The organism is Protofrankia sp. Cas3 (assembly GCF_963555955.1).
Classification (GTDB): domain Bacteria; phylum Actinomycetota; class Actinomycetes; order Frankiales; family Frankiaceae; genus Protofrankia.
Window position 1 is genome coordinate 1 of the sequence record NZ_CAUVXP010000171.1, and the last position, 12,052, is coordinate 12,052.

Sequence of the window (12,052 nt, forward strand, 5' to 3'; positions counted from 1 at the left end):
CTTTTTGTTACGAAGCCGGCACCGACGCGGGCATGGATGGCACCGGTCGAGGGAGAGAACTGCGTGGAGAAGAACAACGGCGAAGCCGCTCGCCCGGGTCGCCGCCAGCCAGACAGCGCGGCTGAGGCCGCCACATCGAAGCCACCGACGACACCGAAGACACGAACCGCACAGACCGGCACAACGGTGCGTCGCCCGGCCGCGGCCGGCCGCGGCAGATCCCGGACCGCTGGCACCCGGACCTCGAACGATGGGCAGGCGCAGCAGCGGTGGCGCGAGGCCCGCGAGGCGCGAGGCGGGCGAGGCTCCGCCGGCCGGCACCACGACGATGCCGATCGCCCGTCAGCTCGGTCCGCAGGTACACGAGGCGCAGTGCAGCGCTCGGGCGAGGATCGCAGCTCCGATCGAACGGGTCAGCGCCAGTCCGGCGGCTGGTCAGCTCAGCGTCCGGCCTCGAATCGAGCGAGGCCGGTGGGAGCCGGGTCGGACAGGGCAGGGTCGGACAGACCGAGACAGTCGGACAGACCGAGACAGAATGAACGCGGACAGGCTGGCGCGCCGTCGGCCCGGCCGTCGCGATCACCTACCGGGGATCGCGGGCGTGGATCGTCTGACCGGCGGGAGTTTTTCACCGCAGGAGGTGAACGCTCCGGGCAGAGCCGGCCGACGTCACGAAGTGATGCGCCCCGTAGCCGCGGTACTGACAATCGTTTTGCCGATAGGCCCCGCGGTGCCGACCGGCCCCGTGCGTCCGGCGACGGGCGTCCTGCCGCCGGTGGTGACCGGCGCCGTACGCAGTCCGGGGGAGGCGCTGCGTCCACCGGTGGTCAGCGCGCCGCCAGAACGTTCCAGAGCTCGCCCCAGAGTCGTGGTGCTGGCGATCGTCCGACGGACCGGTCGACAGATCGGCGTCGTGGGCCGGATGGCGAGCGGCGGCCTCAGCCGGCAACCGCGCCCTACCGCTCCGCTCCACGTCGGGAGGATCGGCCTCGCGACGATCGGCCTCGCGACGATCGGCCTCGCGACGATCGGCCTCGCGACGAACGGAGCGGTGACCGGAACACCGCTGGTCGCGTCCCACAACGGCCGGCGTCGACGCAGCCGCGTCCGGACCAGTCCCGGTCGAACCACCAGCGGCCGGGTGGGCCCGGTTCGGACGGGTATGGCTCGAGCGGGTATGGCTCGAGCGGCCGGGATTCCCGGCAGACGGGCACCCCGGGCGGACGCCCGGCCGGAACGAGGTCATCGGGACCTGCTCCGGATCGCGGTCGACCTGGATCGGATCGCGGGAGACCTGCTCCAGACCGTGGAAGGCCTGGATCGGATCGCGAAAGGCCTGTTCCAGACCGTGGAAGGCCTGGATCGGATCGCGAAAGGCCTGTTCCAGACCGTGGAAGGCCTGGATCGGATCGCGGGAGACCTGCTCCGGATCGCGGGAGACCTGGATCGGATCGCGAAAGGCCTGTTCCAGACCGTGGAAGGCCTGGATCGGATCGCGAAAGGCCTGTTCCAGACCGTGGAAGGCCTGGATCGGATCGCGGGAGACCTGTTCCAGACCGTGGAAGGCCTGGATCGGATCGCGGGAGACCTGTTCCAGACCGTGGAAGGCCTGGATCGGATCGCGAAAGGCCTGCTCCGGATCGCGGTCGGCCTGGATCGGATCGCGGGAGACCTGTTCCAGACCGTGGAAGGCCTGGATCGGATCGCGAAAGGCCTGCTCCGGATCGCGGTCGGCCTGGATCGGATCGCGGGAGACCTGTTCCAGACCGTGGAAGGCCTGGATCGGATCGTGACCGGGCCGCGGGGTCCGGCGGATCACCGACATCCGCGGATCGTTCGCCGAGCGGCGGCCGAGCCCTGGTGCGATCGGGTCGGCCCTCCGCACCGGCGCTTCCCGATGAGGCACGCGCCGAACTCCTGGACTTCGAGGTCACCCGCGAGCTGCGCGGACTCGGTGCCGCACGTGCCGAACCGGTTGCCCGCCATCTTGTCGCCGCAGCCATCTATCTCGACGATGACCCCGCGCTTGCTCTTGCCCATGCGCGCGCAGCCTCCGCGCTCGCGTCCCGAATCGCCGCGGTCCGTGAAGCAGTTGGGCTTGCCGCCTACCACGCGGGGGAGTTCACCACGGCGCTTGCCGAACTGCGTGCGGCACGCCGGCTCGACGGTTCTCCTCGCCACCTCGCCGTCATGGCGGATGCAGAGCGCGGGCTCGGGCGTCCCGAGCGGGCCTTGCTGCTTGCACGTGATCCGGCCGCGGCCGAACTCGACGAGGCGAGCCGGGTCGAACTCCTCATTGTTGTGTCCGGCGCACGGCGCGATCTGGGTGAGCCGGCGGCAGCGGTCCTCCTGCTCCAGGATGAGGCGGCTTCCACCAGATTGGAACCGTGGACGCCGCGACTGTGGTACGCCTATGCCGAGGCGCTGCTGGCCGCGGGCCGTCCGACCGATGCGGCCCGGTGGTTCGTCTCCGTGGCAACCGTGGACCACGACGAGGAGACCGACGCCGCCGAGCGGGCGCTGCTGCTCGGGGGGGGCGAACCGGCCGGCGAGATCGAGCCAGGCTGAACCTCCGTCGATCCTTGCGCCGGATCCTTCCGCCGGGATCCTTACCCGGGGGAAGGGCCGTCCAACGGACGGATCAGCAGGCCGCTTCGTGGCTTGGGTGTGAACAGCGTCGACTTGCGCGGCATGCGTTCGCCGGCGGCGGCGACCGCCGCGACGTCGGCCGCGGGGGTCGGGTTCAGCAGGAGTGCGGTCCCGCCGGCCTGCGCCGCGGCGGCGATCGCGGTGGTCGCGTCATGGCGGTAGCCGACCACGTCCTCGGTGTCGGCCAGACCCCAGACCGTTGTGATCAGCACGAGATGCGCGACGGTGACGTCCAGCCCGCGAAAGGCGGCTGACCGGTCCGCCGGCAGCACCTGCGCGAGCAGCGCCGGATCCGGATCGCTCAGCAGGAACGCCGTCCGGCCATCGGTGATCACAAATGCGTGGCCGTCCGTGCCAGCTCCTGCCAGCGCGTCGAGCAGGGTCACCCCGGTCGGGTCCGGCTCGCCGTCCAGCTGCGTCACCGAGAATGCCGCAGCGGCTCGACGAGCGGCCTGCGCCACGTCGAGCCCGGCCACGACCCGATGGATCGCGTGGACCGCAGGTCCCGACACCCGCGCGTCGGCAAGGAAGGCCAGGCCGAAATCCCACGGGCCGGCGCCGTCCCCGGCAGCGTGGCGGTCTGCCTGGTAGCGACGGTAGGTTGCGTACCGGTGGTGTCCGTCGGCGATCACCGCGCGCCGTTCGTACAGATCGCCGGCGATGCTCGCCAGCTCGTCCGGGTCGGTCAGCGCCCAGATGCGGTGTGACACACCGTCATCGGTCGTGGTGGTCAGCAATGGTCGAGTTACCACCGTCGCCGCCACGAGCTGGCTGGTGAGCCCGCCGCCGGAGTACAGCAGGAAGATCGGTTCGAGGTTCGCCCCGGTGGACACGGTCAGGGCGAGCCGGTCGGCCACCGGGCCGGCCATGGTGTTCTCGTGCGGCAGGATGATCCCCGCGTCCGGGTCCGCGAGAGCCACCGCGCCGACCAGGCCCCGCTGGATGTGGTCGCCGTGGACCTCTTCGTACACGTACAGCGCCGCAGCGTCGTCGAGGCGCAGGACGCCGGTGGCGATCCACTCGCGCAGGGTCTGCCCGGCACGGCCGTACCGGCTGTCGGGGGAGTGCTCGTCGGTGTCACGGGGCAGGATCAGGCGGACGACATTGTGCGGATGCGTCGTCTCCAGCGCGGTGACGCCCGCCGCGTCGATCACGTCGTAGGGCGGGGCGGTCCGCGCCGCCAGATCCGGCCCGTCGTCGGCCACATATCGCAGGGCACGAAACGGCGCGAGCACGAGTCCGCCGGGTGTGGGCAGGGCCGGGTCGCAAGCAGCCATGCCGCGATCGTAGGGGCTGGGCGTCCCCCGTGGCCGTCTCCGGCGGGCGAACCACGGCCGGGCGTGGTGCTCGGCCGGACCGCTGAGCGTCCATGCCGGTAACAGTCGGTATAGAACTAGCGCGATCAGCGCGATCGGTGGGAGCGTCGCCCGGTTTCCGGCGACACTGGGGGGCGAACCTTGTGAAGATGCGTCCGGCCGTCATCGGCGTCGGCTGACGTGTGCATCGGTGGCGGCAACGCTGCGAGCACGGCGGCCCTGAGCACGAAGGCCCTGAGGGTTAGGGGAGGCGCGGATGTCGGGCGGGCACAAGGGACCCGGGATGAATGGGCCTGAGGCGAACGGTGCTGGTGCCAACGGCGCTGGTGCCAACGGCGCTGGGGTCGGCGGTTCTGGTGGCGGCACTCCCGGCGGTGAGGTCTACGACTGGTACACCCGGGGCGTCGCCCTGCTCGACCGGGGGAATGCCAACGCCGCGGTTCAACTGCTGGCCCATGCCGTCGCCGCCGAGCCGGACTCCCGCAGCGTCCGGGAGGCGCTGGCCCGGGCACAGTTCGACGCCGGCCAGTACGGCGCCGCGCGGGAGAGCTTCGCCTGGATAGTCGACAACGACCCGGCGGACGACTACGCGCAGTTCGGGCTCGGGATGGCGGCTCGGCGAACCGGTGACCTTCGCGCTGCCGTGGAGCATCTGGCGCTGGCCGCGGCGATGCGCCCGGACCTCCGACATTACGGCCAGGCCCTGCGGGGCGCCCGAGCCGCACTCAACCGGCCATGACAGGCGGTCCGCGTCCACTGTCGGCGTCATCGTCCGCGCTGGTCGACGTCCACGATGTCGCCCTGATGGACCTCGACGGTGTGGTGTACCGGGGGTCGCAGGCTGTGCCCCATGCCGCGGTGACGATCGCGGCCGCCCGCGACCGCGGCATGCGGGTGGTGTACGTCACCAACAATGCGCTGCGTCCGCCGGCGGAGGTTGTGCGTCGACTGGCGTCGGTCGGCGTGTCCGCGGCGGTACCCGATGTCGTCACGTCGGCTCAGGCGGCCGCGCGGGTGCTGGCGCAACGGCTACCCGCGGGCGCGGCCGTCCTGGTCGCCGGTGGGGAGGGGTTGCGCGAGGCGGTGACCGCGGAAGGCCTACGGCCGGTGACGACCGCCGGGGAGCAACCCGTCGCCGTCGTCCAGGGCTTTGATCCAGATCTTGACTACGCCAGGCTCGCCGAGGCCGCACTCGCGATCCGGGCCGGCGCGTTCTGGGTCGCGAGCAATGTCGATGCGACGGTGCCGACCGAGCGTGGCCTGATGCCCGGCAACGGTTCGCTGGTCGCGATGCTGCGCACCGCCACCGGCTGCGATCCGATGGTGACCGGAAAGCCTGAGCGTGCGATGCACGAGGAGTCGGTCCGCCGGAGCGGGGCCAGGTTTCCGCTGATCGTCGGCGACCGTCTCGACACCGACATCGAGTCCGCCGTCCGGTCGGGCACGCCGTCCCTGCTGGTGCTCACCGGGGTGGCCGCCCCGGCTGAGCTCCTGCGGGCGCAGGCGCGCCACCGGCCGACGTATCTCGCCGCCGACCTGCGTGGCCTGCTTGCGTGCCACCCGGGTGTCGTGGTGACAGTGGGCAGGGCCCAGGTTGACGGGGTACCGCCGCAGGGGGCGGACGTGGACGGCAACCCACACTGCGACGATGTGGTGGCGGTGTGCGGCGGCTGGGTCGCGCAGGTGCGTGATTCGACGCTGACCTGGCGCGGAGCCAGACCGGCGACCCGGGCTGGCGGTACCGACGGTCTGGACGCCCTTCGGGCGGCGTGCGTGGCCGCCTGGGCGGCGGCGGACCGGGGCGCTCCCGTCCACACGGTGGCCGGTGACCGCCCGCCCGGCTGTTCCGATCTTGATTAGCGTCCGTCCAACGGCCGCGGCAGGCGGTCCCGTCAATCCGAACAGGCCTTCATGCGCTCGGATGCGGCGGAATCCCCGGCGTGGTTGCGCTACTTCGATGAACGATACCTTGCGGCCAGGTTTGCACACTGTCTGCGTGATCTGAAGGACTGGGACCAGGCCAGGATGTATTCCCTGAGAGCGGTCACCATGAGTGATAACCTCACCCGCGCGCGTGCCTTCAACACCGCTGTACTCGCGACCACATACATTGAAACCGATCTGGATCAAGCATGTGGCACGGGCCTCGACGCGCTGAATCTCGCGACGAAACTCCGCTCTACTCGCATCGTCCATTACATCGGCGACCTTCGGCGTCGCCTCCACGGATATCATGGGAATGATCCAGCTGTCAATCGGTTTATCGCCCAGACGGTCGAAATATCAGGAGTAGACTGAATGAAGAAAATTTACCACATTGCAGCCGCCGCCGACTGGAAGCATGCGAAACTCCACGGCGAGTATCGAATATCGACACGAGGCAGGTCGCTGGACGACCAAGGATTCATTCATGCCAGTGAGTCTCATCAAGTAGCTCCGGTCGCAAATATGATCTACAAGGGAGACCGAAACCTGCTGCTCCTGATTATCGACGTAAGTCGCGTCACGCCAGAAATCAGGTACGAGCACGTATCCGGATGGAAGGATCCATTTCCGCACATTTACGGACCCCTCAATGTTGATGCGGTTGTAGAAGCGGTTCCCCTTGAGGCGGACATCGATGAAATATTTTCGTTCTCAGTCACGGACGGGCAGTGAAATCGAGACGTCACATCCGTCCCGCAAACCGATGGATGATTGGTCTCATGTGTGCGAAACCCGCACCACGGTCAGGGACGTTCGGGGAACCGGGACGTATCTCCGGCGTTGAGACATGAAACAGCGGAGCTGTGCGGCCCTGCGGGGGTCTCTCTGCTGTCGGCGGCTTGCCGTGTGACTGTAAGAAACGTACAGAGTCGACTCACGGATCGTTATCCTCGGGTGCGTATGTGATGAACACCATGTTTGATTTTTAATTATCGGCCACAGGTACCGTCCGCGGATTTTTCGAGCGCGCGCGGATTTTCCACGCGGCGGCGCTGGTCGGCCGCGCCGTCGTCGACCGGCGGGTCGACGCGGGTGTGCTGTTGTGCTTCACCGGCACCGGGGTGTCGATCGCCGCGAACAAGATCCCCGGGGTGCGGGCGGCGTTATGCGGCGACGCGGTCACCGCTGCCGGGTCGAGGCGCTGGCACGACGCGAACATCTGCGTGCTGTCCTACCGGCTGGTCACCGCGACCGTCGCGGCTGAGATCCTCCAGGCCTTCCTGACCACCCCTGCCGACCCCGACACCGCCCGCGCCCTCGCCAGTCTGGCCGTGCTGGAGGAGGGTCGATGATCCCGTCGTTGTCCCTGCGGGGTCTCGGTCTGGCGGTCACCGACCCGCTGGTGGTGGCCGATGTCGCCGCCGCCGTGGGTTTCCGCGGACGGTGATCACCGTGCTGGAGCCGCTCGCCGACCCGCCCAGCGGCGGAAGCCCCGTCCGTCGGGGGTGGCCCGGGCACACCGGCATCCTGGACCACCGGTTGCTTCTCGCGGATCTGGCTGAGGCCGGCTATGGCGGCCCCGTCATGGTCGAAAGCCCGGTGGACACCGGCTTGGACGCCCACGCTGCCGCGTCCCAGGCCCTGACCTACCTGCGCGCTCTGTTCGACGGACAGCCCGCCGCTGTCCCGGGAAGCACCTGACCGGTTCCGTCCCACGTTCCCTTACGTTTACGCTGGCCCCTTCGTCGACGTTGTTCTCCTTGCGATCGGCGCCGAGATCACCTCAACCATGGTCAATTGTGGGGCGGTCAGCCTCCGTCAGTTCCGCGACCGCGCCGAGGCCGTGTTCATCGCCGGGACGATCCGGCCGGAATCGCAAGCCGGGTGGATGCCGATATCCCGGCGGAATCGATCGTATTCGTCGCATATATGATCTTTTTCGGAGTTCGGCGCATGTGTCCTTCGGCCGATGAGTGGGCGGGTGCAGGACGAGAGGCCGACCGGCGATCCATGGGATTGCCGCCGCCCGTGATGCGGGGGCGCCGGCGCTGTCGTGTGATGTGTGGTCGGGTACGGTTCTTCCTACGGTGACCCAATGGTCGCTATAGGCAGGTTGGGCATCGGGGGGTGCGGCGCGGTGCGTCTTGGGCATCTGGTGATGGTGGTTCCCGGGATCGCGGGCAGCCGGTTGGCGGCGCCCGGGGGGCCTCGGTGGAACGTGAACGCGGCGCAGATTGCCGCGACGCTGGCGGACCCGGCCCGATTGAGCCTGTCCGAACATCCTGATCTCGTTCCGGTCGGGGCGGCGCCGGCCGGGGTGATGCCGTGGCTGGGCGTCGTCCACAGCTTGGGCCGGCTGACGGCCAATATCGAGAATGGTTTCGAGGGTGTGCGCGTCGACCCGGGTGATTCTCCGGGCCGCCGTGACCTGGCGGCTGACGTGGTCGTGTTCCCCTACGATTTCCGCCGGTCCATCGAGCATGCCGCGCAGCGCCTGGATGCCGAGGTCACGGCCCGCCTTGCGGATCTTTCCGCGTCGGCTCGCCGCGACCGGGTGATTGTGGTCGCGCATTCGATGGGTGGGCTGGTCGCCCGCTACTGGCTTGGCCCGCTGGGTGGCTGGGAGGTGTGCCGGGCGCTGGTGACGTTGGGAACACCCCATCGCGGAGCCCCGAAAGCGCTCGACTGGCTGGTGAACTGCCCGCGGGTGGGCGGGTTCGCGGTGCCGGGGGCGGCCGAGGTGCTCGGCGGGTGGCCGTCGGCGTTCGAGCTGCTACCGCGCTATCCGGTGGTGCTCGACTCGGCGACGGGCCAGCCGCTGTATCCCTACCAGCTTCCGCTGCCCGGGTTCGCGGGGAAGGCCACGGCGGCGTTCCAGACCCACCTGGAGATCGAGCGGGAGTGGGCGGCGATCCCGTCGGGGCGGGCGCCCGAGGTGGTTCCGGTGTTTGCCCGGGGTCATGCCACGCACGGGCGGGCGGTGTGGGACGGCGCGCAGGTCACGGTCAGCAAGCAGGATGCGGAGTGGTTGCCGAACGCGGGTTGGGCCGGGGATGCCACCGTGCCCGCGATCGCGGCGATTCCGATCGAGCTCGACGGTCGGCGGAGCGCTTGGCGGGCGGTGGGCAGCCGGCATCTTCGTCTTCCCTCGACCGGGGTGGTGGTGGAGACGCTGCGGGAGTTCTCCGGTGAGTCGTTGGGGCCGGTGCGGGAAGGTGACAGCCCGCACCGGCCGTGGCTGGGCTTGGACCTGGACGAGTTGGTGCCGGCGGGGTGTCCGGTGCCGGTCCGGGCGGTCCTGCATCGCGCCGAGGCCGATGAGCAGACGGCTGCCTGGGTGCGGATCCGGCCGACGGGGGACGGGGCGGCCTGGACGCGGTATCCGCTGTCGGCGGGGGCGGACGGTTGGGCCGGGTTGCTTCCGGCGATGGAGCCGGGTCTGTACGAGGTGGGTGTCGAGGCGGTGAACGTCCCGCGGTGGGATGCCGTGCGCTGCGAGGACGTGGTCGGGGTGGTGGCCACGTGACCGGCTGGCCGCGGTGGCGGCGCGCGGACGCGCCTGGCGCGCTGGTTCAGTATGTCCAGCCGGACTGGGTTGCCCGGATGCTGCCCGGTATCCCTGGCCGTTCTGCTGAGCCGGCGTTCACCCGGCTGCAGCGGATCTACGACGCGTTTGCGCTGCTGGGGATCGACTATGTCGACGAGCCGGCGTCGTCCCAGCCGGGGGTGCAGACGATCCGTCCGCCCGATCAGGTGCTGCTGCGCCCGGGTCAGGGCACCTGTCTTGATCTTGCCGTCACCGCGGCGGGTGCATGCCTGCATGCCGGGTTGCATCCCCTCGTGGTCATCCTCGACCTGGCCGGGTCGGAGACGGCGTCTGATGCGATGCCCGAGGTGATGTCCGGTCGGGCTTCCCACGCCGTGCTGGTGGTGTGGCTCGGCGGCGACTGGGCCGGCCGCGCGGACCCCGACTACCGCCGTGACGACCGCTTCCAGCGGGTTGTTCTCACGGAGGCACCCGGTGACATCGTCAGCGACCTGCGGGCCGGCATCGGCCAGGGGGGAGCTTTTGCCGCCCTGGATATCACCGCTGCCGCCCGCAGGCGCACCGGCCGGATGCAGCAGGCTGACACGGCCGGCCCGGTGACGTTCGCCGCGGCTCTGGCTGCGGGGGCCGGGATGCTCACCGGCGGTGGCTGGACATGGTCGACCGGTGTTGACGTCGGCCTCGGCTGGCAGGCGGTGGATGTGCTGCCGACAGCGGGGGAACCACGGGTCTACCCGCTCGCGGCGCCGTATGAGGAACCCGACGACGAGGACGGCCCGCTGGCCTCGGTGCGCGCACGGAACAACATCGTCCCGTTCCAGAGCCGGGACGAACTCGACGCTCTCCTCGACTGGGCCCAGGCACCCGACCGGCAGCCTGGGCGGATCCGGATCGTGATCGTGCACGGTGTCGGTGGTGCGGGGAAGACCCATCTGCTTGCGGAGCTGACCGCCCGGCTTGCGTCGGCCGGCTGGTATGCAGGTTTCCTGCGCCGGGATCTTCCCGAGGCTAGTCTCGACTGGCTTGGCACGGTGGTGTGTCCGGTTGCGATCGCCGTCGACTACGCCGAAGCCGCCCGCGCCGACGAGATCGTCGCGGTGGCACGGGCGGTCGCAGCCCGTCCTGGCGGGCCGACCTGCCTGCTGCTGGGCGCCCGGGCCGTCTCCGCCTGGTGGGATGAGGACATCCGACCCACGCTCACACGCGACGGCCACCGGTTCACCACCCGGCCCTGGCAGGGCGGAGTAGAGCTGCCGGACCGGCATCCCAGCCCCACCCGGGTCTTCCGTCGGGCGCTGACGGCCTTCGCGGCCCGCCGCACCGCCGGGCCACCTCCCGACCGCGGTCTGCCCGACCCGCCGTCGCAGGGCGAATGGACCACGCTCGACCTGGTGATGCTCGCCTGGCTTGCGGCCCGGAGCACGACCGACCTGCCCTCCACCCAGGAGGAGCTGTACGAGGAGATCCTTGGCCACGAGTTCCGTTACTGGAAAGATGCCTACAGCGCCCGGTTCGGAAACCGTGTCCCCACGGTGGACGTCCTGCGCGCGGCCGGCGCCGGGGTCCACCTGCTGGCCCCGACAGCGGACCGGATCGACCCGGTCCTCGCGCACACCAAGGTCCTCGACGAGGATTCCCGGCTTCGCGGCGAACTCGTCGAGATCCTCCGCCTGCTGCTGCCCGCCGACCCCGACGACGGCGCCGTCTCCCTGCGTCCCGACCCGGTCGGCGACTACCTCACCCTCACCACCCTCGCGGCCGACGCCGACGCCTTTGGCAGCCAGGACGCCCCGGACGGCACACCCGCGCTGGTGCGACACCTCAAGGACGCCAACGCCCGCGAACGGCTCCGCGCGTGCATCACCCTCGCCCGCGCCGCCGACACCGCCCCCGACATCGCCCAGCGCCTCACCGACCTCGCTCTCGACAACATCGACGGGCTCTGGGAGCCGGGACTCGTCCTCGCGGCCGCGCAGGGAGACCCGTTCCTCCGCGGCCTCCTGCGCCTGGCGGCACGTCCCGACAGCCCACTGCCACTCGCCGACCTCGCCCGCTCCCTCCCCCTCGGGCACGCCACCCTGCGTCCCCTCGCTCTGCTGGCCGCCCAACGCAGCCAAGAAAGCGACATCCCGCTCAGCGCTGATGAGGAAAGGACCGCGGCGCGGGCCACCAGTCTCAACACACTCGCCATCCGGCAGTCCGAGGCCGGGGGACGCACGGAGGCGTTGGCGACCGCGACCCAGGCGGTTGAGATCTACCGGCAGCTCGCCGAGGTCAATCCGGGCGCGTTCCTGCCCGATCTTGCGATGTCGTTGAACAATCTCGCCATCATGCAGTCTGAGGCCGGTCTGCGGGCGGAGGCGCTGGCGACCGCGACCCAGGCGGTTGAGCGTTACCGGCAGCTCGCCGTGGTCGACCCGGGCGCGTTCCTGCCCGACCTGGCGGCGTCGTTGAACAATCTCGCCGCCATGCAGTCTGAGGCCGGTCTGCGGGCGGAGGCGTTGGCGACCGCGATCGACGCGGTTGAGCTGCGCCGGCAGCTCGTCGAGGTCGACCGGGGCGCGTTCCTGCCCAACCTGGCGATGTCGTTGAACAATCTCGCCGCCATGCAGTC

The 12,052-nt window shown here is 70.1% G+C and carries 11 protein-coding genes and 1 pseudogene; 9 read left to right on the forward strand and 3 right to left on the reverse strand.

The window, feature by feature from the left end; genetic code table 11:
* Both U9983_RS23195 and U9983_RS23200 read right to left on the reverse strand, forming a co-directional pair.
* A partial coding sequence (locus U9983_RS23195; protein WP_322756046.1) for a hypothetical protein occupies positions 1–236 on the reverse strand: 236 nt, incomplete at its 3' end.
* Between the two features lie 392 nt (positions 237–628).
* Positions 629–1,825 carry a hypothetical protein gene (locus U9983_RS23200; RefSeq protein WP_322756047.1) on the reverse strand — a complete coding sequence of 399 codons (1,197 nt, stop codon included), beginning with the start codon at positions 1,823–1,825 and terminating at the stop codon, positions 629–631.
* Between the two features lie 35 nt (positions 1,826–1,860).
* Between U9983_RS23200 and U9983_RS23205 the strand changes: the two genes are divergently transcribed.
* Complete coding sequence (locus U9983_RS23205) at positions 1,861–2,568, forward strand: tetratricopeptide repeat protein (protein WP_322756048.1); 708 nt, start codon at positions 1,861–1,863, stop codon at positions 2,566–2,568.
* Between the two features lie 41 nt (positions 2,569–2,609).
* Here U9983_RS23205 and U9983_RS23210 read toward each other — a convergent pair whose 3' ends face one another.
* A complete protein-coding gene (locus U9983_RS23210) occupies positions 2,610–3,926 on the reverse strand; it encodes a DUF1015 domain-containing protein (RefSeq protein ID WP_322756049.1) in 1,317 nt (438 codons plus the stop codon).
* Between the two features lie 322 nt (positions 3,927–4,248).
* Here U9983_RS23210 and U9983_RS23215 point away from each other — a divergent pair, with 322 nt between their 5' ends.
* The 8 genes and pseudogenes from U9983_RS23215 to U9983_RS23250 form a co-directional block, all read left to right on the forward strand.
* The gene (locus U9983_RS23215) at positions 4,249–4,704 is read left to right on the forward strand and encodes a tetratricopeptide repeat protein (protein WP_322756050.1); all 456 of its coding nucleotides are present in this window, start codon (positions 4,249–4,251) and stop codon (positions 4,702–4,704) included.
* Complete coding sequence (locus tag U9983_RS23220; protein WP_322756051.1) at positions 4,701–5,825, forward strand: HAD-IIA family hydrolase; 1,125 nt, start codon at positions 4,701–4,703, stop codon at positions 5,823–5,825. The genes U9983_RS23215 and U9983_RS23220 overlap by 4 nt, the downstream gene beginning before the upstream one ends.
* 51 nt (positions 5,826–5,876) lie before the next feature.
* Positions 5,877–6,263: a hypothetical protein gene (locus U9983_RS23225; RefSeq protein ID WP_322756052.1), complete on the forward strand. Its 387-nt coding sequence runs from the start codon at positions 5,877–5,879 to the stop codon at positions 6,261–6,263.
* A complete protein-coding gene (locus U9983_RS23230; RefSeq protein ID WP_322756053.1) occupies positions 6,264–6,623 on the forward strand; it encodes a DUF952 domain-containing protein in 360 nt (119 codons plus the stop codon).
* Positions 6,624–6,925: 302 nt separating this feature from the next.
* Entirely contained in the window at positions 6,926–7,243 is a 318-nt protein-coding gene (locus U9983_RS23235) for an RpiB/LacA/LacB family sugar-phosphate isomerase (RefSeq protein WP_322756057.1), read from the forward strand.
* Positions 7,244–7,343: 100 nt separating this feature from the next.
* Positions 7,344–7,592 (forward strand): hypothetical protein, encoded by a 249-nt coding sequence (locus U9983_RS23240; protein ID WP_322756054.1) that lies wholly within the window; start codon positions 7,344–7,346, stop codon positions 7,590–7,592.
* A gap of 436 nt (positions 7,593–8,028) precedes the next feature.
* Positions 8,029–9,417 carry a lipase/acyltransferase domain-containing protein gene (locus U9983_RS23245; RefSeq protein WP_322756055.1) on the forward strand — a complete coding sequence of 463 codons (1,389 nt, stop codon included), beginning with the start codon at positions 8,029–8,031 and terminating at the stop codon, positions 9,415–9,417.
* A pseudogene (locus U9983_RS23250) lies at positions 9,414–12,052 on the forward strand (tetratricopeptide repeat protein); the annotation flags it as partial. The gene U9983_RS23245 and the pseudogene U9983_RS23250, both read left to right, overlap by 4 nt.

Bases quoted from the DNA above. Each gene is read 5' to 3' on its own strand.
- U9983_RS23200 (WP_322756047.1), bottom strand. From the start codon at position 1,825: ATGTCGGTGATCCGCCGGACCCCGCGGCCCGGTCACGATCCGATCCAG.
- U9983_RS23210 (WP_322756049.1), bottom strand. From the start codon at position 3,926: ATGGCTGCTTGCGACCCGGCCCTGCCCACACCCGGCGGACTCGTGCTC.
- U9983_RS23215 (WP_322756050.1), top strand. From the start codon at position 4,249: ATGAATGGGCCTGAGGCGAACGGTGCTGGTGCCAACGGCGCTGGTGCC.
- U9983_RS23220 (WP_322756051.1), top strand. From the start codon at position 4,701: ATGACAGGCGGTCCGCGTCCACTGTCGGCGTCATCGTCCGCGCTGGTC.
- U9983_RS23225 (WP_322756052.1), top strand. From the start codon at position 5,877: ATGCGCTCGGATGCGGCGGAATCCCCGGCGTGGTTGCGCTACTTCGAT.
- U9983_RS23230 (WP_322756053.1), top strand. From the start codon at position 6,264: ATGAAGAAAATTTACCACATTGCAGCCGCCGCCGACTGGAAGCATGCG.